General features: G+C 68.2%; 13 protein-coding genes. 9 read left to right on the top strand and 4 right to left on the bottom strand.

What is annotated here, in order from left to right; all coding sequences use genetic code 11:
- Nucleotides 1-357 precede the first annotated feature (357 nt).
- Together RSO68_RS05160 and RSO68_RS05155 are read left to right on the top strand one after the other, a co-directional pair.
- The gene (locus tag RSO68_RS05160) at nucleotides 358-2,061 is read left to right on the top strand and encodes a DEAD/DEAH box helicase (RefSeq protein ID WP_089852249.1); all 1,704 of its coding nucleotides are present in this window, start codon (nucleotides 358-360) and stop codon (nucleotides 2,059-2,061) included.
- A 128-nt stretch (nucleotides 2,062-2,189) separates the two neighbouring features.
- Complete coding sequence (locus RSO68_RS05155; RefSeq protein WP_315585684.1) at nucleotides 2,190-3,167, top strand: DMT family transporter; 978 nt, start codon at nucleotides 2,190-2,192, stop codon at nucleotides 3,165-3,167.
- Nucleotides 3,168-3,327: 160 nt separating this feature from the next.
- Here the strand turns inward: RSO68_RS05155 and RSO68_RS05150 are convergent, their stop codons facing one another.
- The gene (locus RSO68_RS05150) at nucleotides 3,328-4,071 is read right to left on the bottom strand and encodes a glutamine amidotransferase (protein WP_315585683.1); all 744 of its coding nucleotides are present in this window, start codon (nucleotides 4,069-4,071) and stop codon (nucleotides 3,328-3,330) included.
- A gap of 33 nt (nucleotides 4,072-4,104) precedes the next feature.
- Complete coding sequence (argE, locus tag RSO68_RS05145; RefSeq protein WP_315585682.1) at nucleotides 4,105-5,259, bottom strand: acetylornithine deacetylase; 1,155 nt, start codon at nucleotides 5,257-5,259, stop codon at nucleotides 4,105-4,107.
- Between the two features lie 147 nt (nucleotides 5,260-5,406).
- Here argE and RSO68_RS05140 point away from each other — a divergent pair, with 147 nt between their 5' ends.
- On the top strand, nucleotides 5,407-5,865 hold the full coding sequence (locus RSO68_RS05140; protein ID WP_315585681.1) for a nucleoside deaminase: 459 nt from the start codon (nucleotides 5,407-5,409) through the stop codon (nucleotides 5,863-5,865).
- Between the two features lie 17 nt (nucleotides 5,866-5,882).
- Here the strand turns inward: RSO68_RS05140 and RSO68_RS05135 are convergent, their stop codons facing one another.
- Nucleotides 5,883-6,812 (bottom strand): homocysteine S-methyltransferase family protein, encoded by a 930-nt coding sequence (locus tag RSO68_RS05135; RefSeq protein ID WP_089852239.1) that lies wholly within the window; start codon nucleotides 6,810-6,812, stop codon nucleotides 5,883-5,885.
- 154 nt (nucleotides 6,813-6,966) lie between these two features.
- Nucleotides 6,967-7,635, bottom strand: coding sequence for a hypothetical protein (locus RSO68_RS05130; protein WP_315585680.1), 669 nt, complete (start codon nucleotides 7,633-7,635; stop codon nucleotides 6,967-6,969).
- A gap of 188 nt (nucleotides 7,636-7,823) precedes the next feature.
- Between RSO68_RS05130 and mntR the strand changes: the two genes are divergently transcribed.
- From mntR to RSO68_RS05100, 6 genes are all read left to right on the top strand, one after another.
- Entirely contained in the window at nucleotides 7,824-8,270 is a 447-nt protein-coding gene (mntR, locus tag RSO68_RS05125; protein ID WP_089852235.1) for a manganese-binding transcriptional regulator MntR, read from the top strand.
- 178 nt (nucleotides 8,271-8,448) lie between these two features.
- Nucleotides 8,449-9,414: a metal ABC transporter solute-binding protein, Zn/Mn family gene (locus RSO68_RS05120; protein WP_315585678.1), complete on the top strand. Its 966-nt coding sequence runs from the start codon at nucleotides 8,449-8,451 to the stop codon at nucleotides 9,412-9,414.
- Between the two features lie 85 nt (nucleotides 9,415-9,499).
- The gene (locus RSO68_RS05115) at nucleotides 9,500-10,300 is read left to right on the top strand and encodes a metal ABC transporter ATP-binding protein (RefSeq protein ID WP_315585677.1); all 801 of its coding nucleotides are present in this window, start codon (nucleotides 9,500-9,502) and stop codon (nucleotides 10,298-10,300) included.
- Nucleotides 10,297-11,442 (top strand): metal ABC transporter permease, encoded by a 1,146-nt coding sequence (locus RSO68_RS05110; RefSeq protein ID WP_315585676.1) that lies wholly within the window; start codon nucleotides 10,297-10,299, stop codon nucleotides 11,440-11,442. Before RSO68_RS05115 ends, RSO68_RS05110 begins: the two co-directional genes overlap by 4 nt.
- On the top strand, nucleotides 11,442-12,581 hold the full coding sequence (locus tag RSO68_RS05105; protein WP_315585675.1) for a metal ABC transporter permease: 1,140 nt from the start codon (nucleotides 11,442-11,444) through the stop codon (nucleotides 12,579-12,581). The genes RSO68_RS05110 and RSO68_RS05105 overlap by 1 nt, the downstream gene beginning before the upstream one ends.
- Before the next feature lie 397 nt (nucleotides 12,582-12,978).
- Nucleotides 12,979-13,875, top strand: a complete 897-nt coding sequence (locus tag RSO68_RS05100) for a nuclease-related domain-containing protein (RefSeq protein ID WP_315585674.1) — start codon at nucleotides 12,979-12,981, stop codon at nucleotides 13,873-13,875.
- Nucleotides 13,876-14,127: the final 252 nt, after the last annotated feature.

The raw sequence follows: 14,127 nt of genomic DNA, 5'->3' as shown, positions 1-14,127 counted from the left end.
TGTTGACCCCACCATCATGACGACGCGACCTCCTCCTTACCGGAGAGGCAAGCGCCGAAGCGGGAAGCCCAGCAGCTAGAGCTGTGCCTCACGCGTTCGAATTGTGTAGATGGAGCGCCACCGAGATCCGCCACACGGGCGAGATCGGCGCCAACGGTCGCCACAGCGGCTCATGCGGCCATCGATTGCGATGGCATGGGCCGAATGCCAGGTGCGACCGGCGTCCCCGACTCCGATTTATGCTCTGCTCCGTCGCCTTCGGGCTGAATGGTTGGCAGGGTGCCTTGATGGCTTGACCGCGTCAGGGGCGCCACCGATGTTATTTGCCGGCGATGCCGGCCTACCAAGGTGTGATTCATGACCTCGACTTCTGTCGTCTCGCCGACCTTCGGCGAACTGGCCCTGCTGCCTGCCGTTCTTACTGCTGTTGAATCCCAGGGTTACACGACCCCGTCGCCGATCCAGGCGCAGACCATTCCCGCGCTGCTGGAAGGCCGCGACATGCTGGGTCAGGCCCAGACCGGCACCGGCAAGACCGCTGCCTTCGCCCTGCCGCTGCTCTCTCGTCTCGAGCTGACGCGTCGTGAGCCCCAGGTGCTGGTGATGGCCCCCACGCGGGAACTGGCTCAGCAGGTGGCCGCCTCCTTCAGCAAGTACGGTCAGAACCTCAAGGGCCTGGAAGTCGCCACGCTTTGTGGTGGTCAGGAATATCGCGAGCAGCTCTCCGCCCTGCGCCGCGGCGCCCAGGTCGTGGTCGGCACCCCGGGCCGCATCATCGATCACCTGGATCGTGGCAGCTTGAAGCTCGACGGCCTCTCCGCGCTGGTGCTCGACGAAGCCGACGAAATGCTGCGCATGGGCTTCATCGATGACGTCAAGCGCGTGGTCGCCGATACCCCCAAGAACGCCCAGCGGGTCTTCTTCTCCGCGACCCTGCCGACCGAGATCGAGCGTATCGTCAATCGCTATCTCGTCGACCCGGTCAAGGTGGCCATCGAGGCCAAGGTCGGCACCGCGGCCAGCATCGACCAGCGCATGGTGCGGGTCGACGGCGGCGCCAAGCAGGAGGCGCTGGCGCGCATCCTCGAGGTCGAGCCCGTCGACGGCGCCATCGTCTTCGTGCGTACCCGTGCCGCCTGCACCACCCTGATGGAGCAGCTCTCCGCCCGCGGCATGAGCGTCGCCAGCCTGTCCGGTGACCTGGACCAGAGCCTGCGCGAGCGCACCATCCAGCGCCTCAAGCGCGGCAAGGTCGACGTGCTGATCGCCACCGACGTGGCCGCCCGCGGCCTTGACGTGCCGCGGATCACTCACGTCATCAACTACGACCTGCCGCAGGACGCCGAGGCCTACACCCACCGCATCGGTCGTACCGGCCGTGCCGGTCGTACCGGTATCGCGATCACCTTCGTCGGCTTCCGCGAAGGCCGCAAGGTGGGCTGGCTCGAGCAGGCCACCGGCCAGAAGATGAGCGAGATGCCGCTGCCCGACGAGGCCGCCATCCGCGCCCATCGCGACGAGATGTTCCACCAGCGCGTGGTCGCCGCCCTGACCGCCGGTGCCGATGAGCAGCGTGCGCTGATCGAGCGTCTGGTCGAAGAAGGTCACGACCCCATCGAGCTGGCCTGCGCCTTCTCGCGCATGGCACGTGCCGACGAGCCGCCCATCGGTCGCCTGCAGGCGCCCCGCGCCGAGCGCAACAACGATCGCAACGCGCGTGATGCCAAGCCGAAGCGTCGCGACAGCGCGCCGCGCGAGGGCATGACCCGCTACCGCGTCGCCGTGGGCCACCAGGACGGCGTCAAGCCGGGCCAGCTGGTCGGCGCCCTGGCCAACGAGGGCGGCATCGAGGGCAACCGGATCGGTCGCATCGACATCCGCACCGCCTTCTCGGTGGTCGAGCTGCCGAGCTCGCTGCCGGAGAGCATCCTGGCCAAGATGGCCCGGGCTCGCGTCGCCGGTCGTCCGCTGGAGATCAGCGAGGACAAGGGCGCACCCGAGCGTGCTCCGCGTCGTCGTCGTGACGACGAGGCACCGGTGAAGCGTCGCGAACGGGCCTGAGCCCGGCTAGCGTCGCCGCCCCGGGTGTCCACGACACCTGAGGGCAGGACGACGTCGGTAATCATGGCAGGCCGGGGATCCCCCCGGCCTGCTTGTCGTTGATGGTTCGAAAGAGGAATGACACGAGCATGTGGAAGCGCTTGCCATTTCGGCTGCGGGGTTACCTGATCACCATGACCGGGGTGCTGCTGCTCTCGCCGGATGCCCTGCTGGTCAAGGAAACCGGCGTATCGCCGCAGACCTTCCTGTTCTGGCGCGGCCTGCTGCTGGGCAGCGTGCTGCTGATGATCGCCCTTGCGCGCTATGGTCGTCGCCTGCCCGAGGCGATCCGCGCCTGCGGGCCCGCCGCCTGGTGGTGTCCGCTGGCCTTCGCCGCCAGCGGCTGGGCCTTCGTCGTCGCCAACCGCTTCACCTCGGCCGGTAACGTGCTGGTGATGATGAACCTGGCGCCCCTGGTGGCCGGTCTGATCGGCCTGGTGTTCTTCCGGCAGCGGCTGCGCCGCCAGACCTGGGTGGTGATCGCCATCTGCGTCGGGGGGGCCAGCCTGATGGCCGCCGGCGAGGTGGGGCAGGGCAGCCTGCTGGGGCTCGGTGTGGCGCTGTTCGTGCCGATCTCCATCGCCATCAACACCACGGTGGCCAGTGCCCAGAAGGGCGAGCGGCGTCGCGGTATCGACACCACGGTGATCCTGCCGCTGGGCTGTCTGGCGATGTTGCTGCCGGCCGTCCTGGTCGGCGGCGCGAGCCTGCCGCCCGCCGAGGACGTGCCGCTGTTGGCGATCATGGCGCTGTTCCTGCCGGCCGCCTACTTCCTGATCCAGACCGGGACTCGCTACCTGCCCGGCGCCGAGGTCAGCCTGGTGCTGCTGCTGGAGACCCTGCTCGGCTCACTGCTGGTGTGGTGGTGGGTCGGCGAGGTGCCTACGGACCTGGCGCTGATCGGCGGCGGCATCATCGTCGTCACCATGATGACGAGCTCCCTGCGTGACCTGCATCGCCAGCGTCGCAAGGCTGCCGAGGGAGCCCCGGATATCGGGCGCATCCAGCAGCGGGCCCTGGAGGACGAGGCGCCGGGCGGCGAGGCCGCCGAGGGCTCACGCCGCTAGCCCCGTGCCGTTAGTCCGCTAGACGCGACACGAAAGCGCCCCCGCACCGTCCGTGAACTGCACCCCGAAAGTTGGACGCTCATTCCAACCTTCGGGGTGCTTTTATGTTTGAGGTCTTTTTCGAGGCGCGGTCTTATCCGAGCTCTCGCGTGCCCGGGGCTCAGGCGACGCTGGGCGTGAGCGCGAGCCGCTCGGCGAAGCGGGCCAGCAGGCCGCCGGCCTCGGGGGTGGGCGCGACCGCGGCCAGCCGCGCCTCGGGCTCCTCGCCCTGGGCGGCGAGGGCCTCGCGCTGGTGGGCGAGATAGGCCCGCATCACATCGGCGCTGAATTCCGGATGGAACTGCACGCTCCACTGCCGCGGCCCATGGCGCAGCGCCTGGAAGGGGTCATGGTCGTTGTCGGCCAGCACCTCGGCGCCCGGCGGGGCGCTCAGCACCGACTGGGAATGCGTCAGCTGGGCCGGAAAGGTCGCCGGTAGGGCGCCGAGCAGCGGGTCGGCGCGCCCGGCCGCGGTCAGGCGCAGCTGGCGGGTGCCGACCTCGCGGCCGTCCGGGTGGTAGCCGCTCTCGCCGCCGAAGGCCGCCGCCATCAGCTGGTGGCCATAGCAGACGCCGAGCATGGCGACGCCGCGGTCGCGGGCCTCGACGAGCCAGGGCTTGAGCGCCTCGCTCCAGGGTTCGGCGTCGCTGACCATGGCGTGGGAGCCGGTGATCAGCACGCCATCCTCGGCCGCCGGCAGCGGCGGGACGCCCTCGGTGCGGGCATCGTGGACCGTCAGAGTGAGGTCGCGGCCGACTTCGGCCATGGGGGCGAGGGCGGCGAGGAAGAGGTCCTCGAAGTCGCCGTGGTCGCGGATTACGTCGGCGAAGCTGTCACCGGTCTTGACGATCATCAGGCGCGGCATGGGGGCTCCAGGCGAGGGCAGGAAGCCGGCATTCTACTTTCGTTGTAGCCGCTCGCCCAGTGCCGCCATGAATCGCGTGCCCGCCTCGAGCTGCTCGATGTCGATGTACTCGTCGGGCTGGTGGGCCTGGCCGATGCTGCCTGGCCCGCAGATCACCGTGGGCAGCCCCTCGCGCTGGAACTGGCCGGCCTCGGTGGCGTAGGCCACGGCCCCTGCGGGACGCTCGTCGAGCAGCTCGCGGCAGAGCCCCAGCACCTCGGCATTGTTGTCGTCGGCCAGCGCCGGCACCGTGGTGTTGAGCGCCTCGGTGACGATGCCGGCCTCCGGCGCGCGCCTTTGCATCTCGGCCTCGAGCTCGACGGCGGTGGCGTTCACGCGCCCCAGCAGCTCCTCGAAGCGGTCGCTCGGCAGGTGGCGAATCTCCCACTCGAACGAGCACTCCCGGGCCATGATGTTGATCGCCGTGCCGCCCTGGATCTTGCCCACGTGCAGGCTCGAGTGCACGACGTTGAAGGCCTCGTCGACGCGGCCCTCGGCGCGCAGCTCGGCCATCACGTCCTCGATGCGGGTCACCAGGCGCGCGGCCACATGGATCGCCGAGACCCCCTGGTTGACCTGGCTGGAGTGGGAGGCGCGGCCGGTGACGGTGGTGCGCAGGTTGGTGGCACCCTTGTGAGCCACCACCGGGTGCATCATCGTCGGCTCGCCGACGATCACCGCGGCCGGGCGGGGGTGATCGGCGAGAAGCCGCTCGATCATGCGCGGGGCGCCGATGCAGCCCACCTCCTCGTCATACGAAAGCGCCAGCCAGATCGGCGTTTCGAGCGGAAGGCCCGTCCAGCGCGGCACCTCGGCCAGCGCGCAGGCGATGAAGCCCTTCATATCGCAGGTGCCGCGGCCGTAGAGACGGCCGTCGCCCTTGTCGGAAAGCGTGAACGGATCGGTGGACCAGGGCTGGCCGTCCACCGGCACCACGTCGGTATGGCCGGAGAGCACCACGCCGCCCGCCACGTCCGGCCCGATGCGCGCCAGCAGGTTGGCCTTGCCGCCATCGTCGCTCTCGACGCGCCAGTGTTCCACGCCGTGCTCGTCCAGGTAGCCCTCCACGAAGGCGATCAGGTCCAGATTCGAGTCCCGCGAGACGGTGGCAAAGCCCACCAGGCGGTCGAGTAGCTCGGCGGCATTCATGGCGCACTCCTTGATGACGATGATCGAAAGCCTATCACGACGGCCTGGGCGGGAGCGCATCCGGCTGGACCCTCGGCGTACCGGGATGGTCAGATAGCCGGCGGGCTGCGCAAGCGGCGTGTCACCCACTCAGACGGGGAGAACCCCATGACGGATCAGCAGTGGAGATCGCATTGGATCGCGCGGTGCATCGAGCGGGCCGCCGACAACGCCGCTCGCGGCCAAGCGCCGTTTGCCGCCCTGGTCGAGAAGGATGGCATCCTCGTCGGCGAGGGCGTGAACGACGTGAAGGCCACGCAAGACCTGACCGGCCATGCCGAGATCCGCGCCCTGCAGGCCGCAGCCGATCACCTGGGCACCCGGCGGTTGGCCGGTTGTGTGCTCTACACCAGCTGTGAGCCGTGCCCCATGTGCCTGGGCGCCATCTACTGGAGCGGCATCACCGAGGGCTATTTCGCGCTCTCCGTCGCCGAGCAGGCGGCCTTCGACGACCTGCCCGAGTTCCAGTACGCGGAGTTCGGCCGAGCGGCCCACGAGCGCCGGGTGCGGATGGTGCAGGCGACACCCGACGACGTGGATCCGCGACGCCCGTTTCGCGTCGGCTGAGGCGTCTTGGCCGATCCTCACGCGTCCGAGGGCGTGAGGGACGCCACCGGCTGGTATCCCCCGGCGATCAGGCGCTCGGCCAGGGCGGCGATATGTGCGGGGCTGACCTCGCAGCAGCCGCCCACGATGGTCGCACCCCGCTCGATCCAGCGACAGGCATGTTCGGCATAGCCCGCGGGATCGAGATCCTGGCGCGTCTCCAGCGCCTCCACCGTGCCGCCGGGCGCGAGATCCGCCGCCGCCGTGAAGCCGTTGGCGTAGCCGCCGAACGGCACGCCGAGATCGGCCAGCTCCTCCATGGCGGTGGTGACTGCCTCGGGCACCGAGCAGTTGACCAGCACCGCCGCGGCGCCGGCCGCCACCACCGCCCGCGCGGCCTCGACCAGCGGCTCGCCGGAACGCAGACGCGTACCGTCGGTGTCGTCCACCGTGAAGGCGACCCACGCCGGGGCGCCGTGCTCCACCGCCGCGCGGGTCGCGGCTAGCGCCTCGCGGGCCAGCGTCATGGTCTCGCAGATAAAGAGGTCGACCCCTTCGGCCTGGACCTGCACCAGCCGGCGATAGTCGTTCAGGCAGGTGGCGTCGTCGGGCACGACCTCAGAGTGATAGCTCGCCACCAGCGGCGGCAGGCAGCCCGCGATTCGCACCGCCCGCCCGCTCTGCTCGCGGGCCTTTCGAGCGGCGTTCAGCGCGGCGGCCTGCAACGGCTCGAACATGGCGGGCTCGCCGTCGCGCGCCAGGCGCTGCGGTGTGGCGCTGTAGTTGTTGGTGGTGATGATCCCGGCGCCGGCGTCGATGAAGTCGCGGTGGGCGGCGGTGACCAGCTGCGGTTCGTCCAGCATGACCTGCGCGGACCACAGCGGAGAGGCGGGGCGATCGCTGCGCCGCCTGAGCTCCTGTCCCATGCCCCCGTCCAGCAGCACTATGCGATGTTGTTCAGCGCTCATCCGATCACCGTCCTTCTTTGAATGGCCAATGCGTGGTTCGTTGTGTGGCAAATGCATGATGTGGCAAATGCATGCTCAGCCGGGCTATCGCTCGATGACCCCGGCCGTGCCAGTGTGCCTGCTCTAGCCGCTGTCTGCTCGAGCATCTTTCCGGTCAAGGGTCTGTCGGCTCGGGGAGGATCATTCCGGGCGCATACGCGACGATATCCTCGGGCTCGACCCAGCCAAGCGAGAGGCCGACGGTGTAGAAACTGGTCACGGAAAACTCGTGGATCTCGCTTGATGTGTGCGCCACGGTAATGCCGCCGCAGAGCCGGCAACAGCCGGCTTTGGTGACCTCCTGCAACAGGGCGAAGTCGCGGAAGTAGTCCTTCAGGGGCTTCTTGCCGAGGGCGTGGCGGCGCGCATTCTTGCGCTCGATGTCTCGCTCCACGGCCGCCTCGAGCCGCGCCGTCGCGTCGGGCTGGCGGGCATTCAATAGCCGAGCGAGCTGGGAATAGCGCAGTTCCAGGATCACGTTATCGCGGTCCGCGTTGGGCGCATGATAATCGGCGATCGTCTCATCCAGGCAGACCAGGCCCCGGGCCAGCTTGAACTCGGAGGCCACCCGCGGCGTGATGGCCGAGATGCCGCGAGCCTCCAGGGGGTCGCCCTGGGTGACGATCAGCGCCGGCTTGTTCCGGCGCCGCTCTGCCCAGTGCGCGCGCAGCCGCCGAGCCACGTGGGCGGCGACCTCATCGGGGTCGCGCGTATCGTGGCTCCCCATCCCCTCGATCACCACGGGGTGGTAGCGGCTCAGTGCCAGCAGCGGATCCTGGTGCAAGGCGCTTTCCCCCTCGTCGATGAAATCGCGTTACATCCTACCAGTGCGGCGCGGCCCTGGCGTCGGGAAGGGCCGGCGTCGCCTGCCCCGGTGCGCCGCCGAAATTGCAATCCTGTTGCGGCGAGGCATCATGAGAGAAGCAGGATCCACTCTTCTCCCTCCAGCTCTTCATCTCAGGTCAGGATTCGATGTCATCAGCGTTCAAGCCCCGCCATGGGAAACTCATCGAGCCGGATAGCCACGTGCAGGGCTTTCGCAAGGCGCGCGATGCGCGGCGCACCGAGCTGGCGGAGGATTACGTCGAGCTGATTTCTGACCTGATCGCCGACAGCGGCGAGGCCCGGCAGACCGATATCGCCCGGCGCCTGGGCGTCGCCCAGCCCACCGTGGCCAAGATGCTCAAGCGTCTGGCAGAGGAGGGACTGATCGTCAAGCGGCCCTACCGGGGGATCTCCATGACCGAGGCGGGCGAGCGCCTCGCTGCCGAGAGCCGGCGGCGCCACCGCCTCGTCGAGGCCTGCCTGCGCAAGCTCGGGGTCAGCGCCGAGACCGCGCGTCTCGATGCCGAGGGCATCGAGCACCACGTCAGCGGCGAGACCCTGGCCGCCTTCGAACGCTTTCTCGACGACGGCTGAAGCGCCTTCCCGCTCAGCGAGTGCGCGGTCGACGGGTAGCGCCCTTCAACGCACGACAGCACACCATCACGTTCATACTGTTAATGGCTCTATCGGGTCGATAAGAAATGTATACTCTGCTGAGGTATAGCAAAGGCTATATTATCGGTGCGGTGATCACGTTCACGGAGAAGGGCATATGACACGCTGGAAGATGACGCTGGGCCTGCTGGCGCTGAGCGGCCAGACCATGGCGGCAGAGCCGCCGGTGACCACCGTGACCACCATCGGCATGATCGCCGACGTGGCACGCGAGGTAGGCGGCGAGTGCGCCGATGTCTCGGCGATCATGGGGCCCGGGGTCGATCCCCACCTCTATCAGGCCAGCGCCCGGGACGTGGCGACCCTGCAGCAGGCCGAGCAGATCTTCTACTCCGGCTATTCCCTGGAGGGCCAGCTCGGCAACGTGCTGGAACGCTTCGCCGAGATTACCCCCACCGTGGCGGTAGCGCCGTCCTCCATCGACACGGCAAGCCTGATCACCGTCCAGGACGTCTACGGCATCGACCCGCACCTGTGGATGGACGTCTCGCTGTGGGCGCAGATCATTCCCACTCTCGCCGACGCCTTCGTCGAGGTGCGCCCCGACTGCGAGGCCGACATCCGCGCCAACGCCGACGCCTACGCCAGCCAGCTCGAGGCCCTGCACGGCTGGATCGAGGCGAGCATCGCGACCATTCCCGAGGCGCAGCGCATCCTGGTCACCGCCCACGACGCCTTCAACTACTATGGCCGCGCCTACGGCATCGAGGTGGCCGGCATCCAGGGCATCAGCACCGAGACCGAGACCGGGGTGGCGGACATCCGCCGCATGACCCAGGTGGTGATCGAGCGTGAGGTGCCCGCGGTATTCATCGAGAGCACCATCAACCCGCGCACCGTCCAGGCGGTGATCGACGCCGCCCGCGAGAAGGGCCATGAGGTCGAGATCGGCGGCCAGCTCTACTCCGATGCCATGGGCGAGGCGGGCACCGCCGGCGGCACCTACATCGGCATGCTCCACGCCAACACGCGGCACATCGTCGAGGCCCTCGGCGGCGAGTCGGCTGCGCTGCCCGAGGCCCTGGAGGGCTGGGCCGAGCGCTGGGAGATCCCCGCCAGCTGATCGCCGGCTGCCGACGAGCCCTCTCGTCCTGACCGCCGAACGTATTGACCGCCACCCCTGGAACCGCTACCCCGCGAGAGAGCCCATGTCGACGACGCTTCACGAACCGGACCTGGCCCTGCACGTCGAGGATCTGACCGTCAGCTACCACAGCAAGCCGGTGCTCTGGGACATCGACTTCGACGTGCCGCCCGGGGTGATGGCCGCTATCGTCGGCCCCAACGGCGCCGGCAAGAGCACCCTGATCAAGAGCGTGCTGGGGCTGGTGCCCATGGTGGCGGGCCACGTCACCCTGCACGGCCGGCCCTACAAGGCGCAGCGCCGCCGGGTCGGCTACGTGCCGCAGCGATCCAGCGTCGACTGGGACTTCCCCACCACCGCGCTCGACGTCGTCACCATGGGGCTCTACGGCCGGCTGGGCTGGCTGCGTCGCCCCGGGCGCCGCGAGCGTGACGAGGCGATGGAGGCACTGGAGCTCGTCGGCATGGCCGACTTCGCCCGCCGCCAGATCAGCCAGCTCTCCGGCGGCCAGCAGCAGCGGGTGTTCCTGGCCCGGGCGCTGGTGCAGAAGGCCGACGTCTACTTTCTCGATGAGCCCATGGCCGGGGTCGACGCCACCACCGAGCGCGCCATCGTCGACATCCTTCGCCGCCTGCGCGACGAGGGCAAGACGGTGATCGTGGTGCACCACGACCTGCAGACGGTGCGCAGCTACTTCGATTGGCTGCTGATCCTCAACGTGCGGGTCATCGCCCAGGGACCGGTCGCGAAGGTCTACACCGCCGACCACCTGCGTCAGGCCTACGGCGGCCAGATCGCGCTGCTCGACCAGGGGACCTTCCTCTCCGAGGAGGCGGCCGCCGAGCCCGCGGAGCGGGTCGAATGAGCGTCGTCGAGCTGCTCTCCGACTACACCATCCAGAACGTCGTCGCCGGGGCGGCCCTGCTGGGGCTGGTCAGCGGCGTGCTCGGCACCTTCGCGGTGCTGCGCCGCCAGAGCCTGCTCGGCGACACCATGTCCCACGCCGCGCTCCCCGGGGTCTGCCTGGGCTTCATCATCGCCGGCACCCGGGAGATCGGCAGCATCCTGCTCGGGGCGCTCGCCACCGGCGCGCTGGCCGCCCTGATCATGCTGCTGCTGACGCGCATGAGCCGGCTCAAGACCGACGCCGGCCTCGGCATCACCCTGAGCGTCTTCTTCGCCATGGGCGTGGTGCTGCTGACCCATATCCAGGGCATGAACAACGCCTCCCAGGGCGGCCTCGACGCCTTCCTGTTCGGCCAGGCGGCGGCGACCCTGCGCTCCGACCTGTGGATCATGGGCGGCATCACCGCCGTGGCGCTGGCGCTCGTCGCGGCGCTGTGGAAGGAGTTCAAGCTGGTCTCCTTCGACCCCGAGTTCGCCACCTCCCTGGGCATGCCGGTGGCCTGGCTCGAGGTGCTGCTCACGGTGATGGTGGCGCTGGCTGTGGTGGTCGGGCTGCAGATGGTCGGCGTGGTGCTGATGGCGGCGATGATCATCGCCCCGGCGGTGGCCGCCCGCCAGTGGAGCCGCCGCCTCGAAGACATGGTGCTGCTGGCCGCGCTGATCGGCGTGGCCGGCGGCATCTTCGGCGCGCTGTTAAGCGCGCTCTCCCGGGGGCTCGCCACCGGGCCGCTGATCATCCTGAGCGTCTCCGGCGTGGTGCTGGTGTCGATGACCCTGGCCCCGGAGCGCGGCTTCCTGTGGGAGGCGGTGCGCCGGGTGCGCGCACGGCATCGGCTGCGCTACCAGCAGGTGCTCACCACCCTCTACCGGCTCGCCGTGCATCACGACGACCCGGTCTATCGCTCGGAGCAGGGCATGCTCGACACCTACCACGGCCTGCGCACCCGCGCCGTGCTGCGTCAGCTCGAGGGCCGCGGTCTCACTGAATGGCAGGCCTCGCCGCCCGGCGAGCCGGGGCCTGCCCGGCGCTGGGTGCTGACCCCGGCGGGCATCGCCGAGGCCGAGCGGGTGCTGGCATCGCTCGGCAGGGAGAACGCCTGATGCTCACCGCCCTGCTCGACAACGTGGCCCTGCAGATCATGCTGGTGGGCGCCCTGGTGGGCATCGCCTCCACCCTGGTGGGCACCTTCCTGGTGCTGCGCGGCACCAGCATGCTCTCCGATGCCATCGGCCACTCCATCGTCTTCGGCATCGTCATCGTCTGGCTGATCACCCACCAGCAGAGCGGCCCGGTGCAGATCCTCGGCGCCGCCCTGGCCGGCGTGCTCACGGTGTTTCTCACCGAGCTTCTGGTCAGCACCCGGCGGGTCAAGAAGGATGCCGCCATCGGCCTGGTCTTCCCCGTGCTGTTCTCGATCGGCGTGCTGCTGCTCAACCTCTACGCCCGGGACGTGCACATCGACACCCACACCGTGCTGCTCGGCGAGATCGGCTTCGTGTGGCTCGATACCGTGACCCTCGGCGACTACCGGGTGCCGCGTTCGCTGCTCTCCATGGGCACCATGACGCTGCTCAACGCCGCCTTCGTGGTGCTGTTCTTCAAGGAGTTGAAGCTCGCCACCTTCGACGAGGCGTTGGCTAAGGCCCTCGGCCTGGCGCCGGGGCTGCTCTTCTACGGCCTGCTGCTGCTGACCAGCGGCACCGCCGTGGCGGCCTTCGACGCGGTGGGGGCGGTGCTCTTCGTCGCCTTCGTGATCGTGCCGCCCTCGACGGCCTACCTGCTCACCGACCGGCTGTGGCTGATGTTCCTCTATGGCATCGCCGTCTCCATCGGCTCGAGCGTCAGCGGCTACGCCCTGGCGGTGGCCTGGGACGTCTCGATCGGCGGCATGATGGCGGTGATGACCGGTGTCTTTCTGATGCTGGCCTTCCTCGCCGGGCCGCGCTATGGCGTGGTCGCCCAGCTGCTGCGCCGCCGCGGGCAGCGCCGCCACAACGAGATCCGCACCCTCGCCGTGCATCTCTTCAACCACGAAGGGGAGCCTGAGCAGGGCGAGGAGAACGTCATCCGCGCCCTGCGCGACCACCTGCGCTGGGACGCCGCCAAGGCCACCCGGGTGGTGCAGCGCGGCAGCGACCAGCGGCTGATCGTGCGCCAAGGCGAGGCCCTGCGCCTCACCTCGCAGGGCCGCGAGATGGCCCGGGAGATCCTCGACCCCAGCGGCCGGCGCTCCGCATAAGTCTGTTCTCGCGGGCTGACCTCACCGGGAAGCCCCATTCCTTGTGGGAGCGGTGCTTGCACCGCGAAGGGTGCCGCAGGCGCCCCGACGGCGCCTCCTTCTGTCGGCCCGGCGATGCCCGATATTGTGGGAGCGGTGCTTGCACCGCGAAGGGCGCCGCAGGCGCCTGGTTGTGTCGATAGGGTAGACCGGCCAGCGTCGGCGCCCGCAGCGAAAGTAAAATAGCGAGGTTCGTTATTTTATTTTCGCGTTGAATTTAAAATAAGGCCTGCCGCTCACCCTGCGACCTTTGCATGGCTGGCTCTCAGGCCGCTTTGGTGTCAGGCTGACCGGTAACGAATTCTTGCAAAGCGTCAGCGATGGCCCGGCAACCGTGCCGACATGCAGGGACAAGCCCATGATCCTTAAGGAAAAGGATGCCTCCCCGAACGGGGAGGGCCGTGGCGGCGACGAGCGCGCCTTCTACGGCCACAAGCAGGAGCAGGACGTCGCCTTTCAGCTGCGCCGCGAGTTCGGCGAGCACAAGCAGATCCACGTCATCAACGACCTGCGCTTCGAGTACCGCGGCGAGCGGGCGCAGATCGACCACCTGATCCTCCACCCCTACGGCTTCATCATCGTCGAGTCCAAGAGCATCGTCGGTGAGGTCACGGTCAACGCCGCCGGCGAGTGGTCGCGCAGCTACCAAGGCAACTGGGCCGGCATACCTTCCCCGATCCGCCAGGCCGAACTTCAGAAGATGGTGCTGCGTCGTCTACTAAGCGGCAATGTCGAGAAGATCATCAGCAAGGTACTGGGCATTCAAGGGGGAGTAGGTGGGCGTGACTGGCAGTTGCTCTGTGCCGTCTCCAGCACCGCCATCCTGCATCGCGACAAGATGCCCAAGAAGGTTGCCGACCGAGTAGTGAAGACCGAGTTCCTGGCCCAGAAGATCAAGGATGTCGTCGGCAATATCGCTATCGCCTTCATCAAGGCCAAGCCTTCGTTTTCCAAGCGGGAACTGGCTAATATCGGCCGCTTCCTGCTCGAGCAGAATAGGCGGGCGAGTGCCGACCTGGCGCGTAGCGACGGTGCAACCGCCAAGCAAGAACCGGCCGCTCCCGTTGCCGAGCCCGCGCCGCACTACTCGGCCGCGCCAGTGCCGGATGCCGCCTCGTCACCGATCGAGCCCACCGCGCAGGCCCAGAACCTGCTGACCTGCAAGCAGTGCGGTGAATCCCATCAACTCACCGGCATATACGGCCAGTACGGCTATTACGTGAAATGCGGCCGTGCAGCACCAACACCTCGATGAAGCAGCCATGCCCCGCCTGCGGCTGGAAGAGCGTGCGCGTTTCCAAGGGTGGCCGGGAATACACCGGTACCTGTCGAAAATGCGCGCAGCAGTTTTTGGTTTTTTTGGCAGGGGCAGGGAGGGTGTCAGCTACTGTAATGAAGTGAATTTTTCGTTAAATGCAGAAGGCATGCGAATTTTTGATATATAGCTTAGGCTGATTTTATGTATTAAAAACATAGTATTATGATTTTTGTGGCACGCTACCCCAGC

The organism is Halomonas saccharevitans (assembly GCF_032333995.1).
Classification (GTDB): domain Bacteria; phylum Pseudomonadota; class Gammaproteobacteria; order Pseudomonadales; family Halomonadaceae; genus Halomonas; species Halomonas saccharevitans.
The sequence above is the reverse complement of the archived record's forward strand: the minus strand, read 5'-3'. Positions and strand labels throughout refer to the sequence as shown.

Excerpts from the sequence above, each read along its gene's own strand:
- RSO68_RS05115 (WP_315585677.1), top strand. The coding sequence starts at position 9,500 with ATGTCGACGACGCTTCACGAACCGGACCTGGCCCTGCACGTCGAGGAT.
- RSO68_RS05135 (WP_089852239.1), bottom strand. The coding sequence starts at position 6,812 with ATGAGCGCTGAACAACATCGCATAGTGCTGCTGGACGGGGGCATGGGA.
- RSO68_RS05160 (WP_089852249.1), top strand. The coding sequence starts at position 358 with ATGACCTCGACTTCTGTCGTCTCGCCGACCTTCGGCGAACTGGCCCTG.
- RSO68_RS05120 (WP_315585678.1), top strand. The coding sequence starts at position 8,449 with ATGACACGCTGGAAGATGACGCTGGGCCTGCTGGCGCTGAGCGGCCAG.
- mntR (WP_089852235.1), top strand. The coding sequence starts at position 7,824 with ATGTCATCAGCGTTCAAGCCCCGCCATGGGAAACTCATCGAGCCGGAT.
- argE (WP_315585682.1), bottom strand. The coding sequence starts at position 5,259 with ATGAATGCCGCCGAGCTACTCGACCGCCTGGTGGGCTTTGCCACCGTC.
- RSO68_RS05105 (WP_315585675.1), top strand. The coding sequence starts at position 11,442 with ATGCTCACCGCCCTGCTCGACAACGTGGCCCTGCAGATCATGCTGGTG.
- RSO68_RS05155 (WP_315585684.1), top strand. The coding sequence starts at position 2,190 with ATGTGGAAGCGCTTGCCATTTCGGCTGCGGGGTTACCTGATCACCATG.
- RSO68_RS05140 (WP_315585681.1), top strand. The coding sequence starts at position 5,407 with ATGACGGATCAGCAGTGGAGATCGCATTGGATCGCGCGGTGCATCGAG.
- RSO68_RS05150 (WP_315585683.1), bottom strand. The coding sequence starts at position 4,071 with ATGCCGCGCCTGATGATCGTCAAGACCGGTGACAGCTTCGCCGACGTA.
- RSO68_RS05100 (WP_315585674.1), top strand. The coding sequence starts at position 12,979 with ATGATCCTTAAGGAAAAGGATGCCTCCCCGAACGGGGAGGGCCGTGGC.
- RSO68_RS05110 (WP_315585676.1), top strand. The coding sequence starts at position 10,297 with ATGAGCGTCGTCGAGCTGCTCTCCGACTACACCATCCAGAACGTCGTC.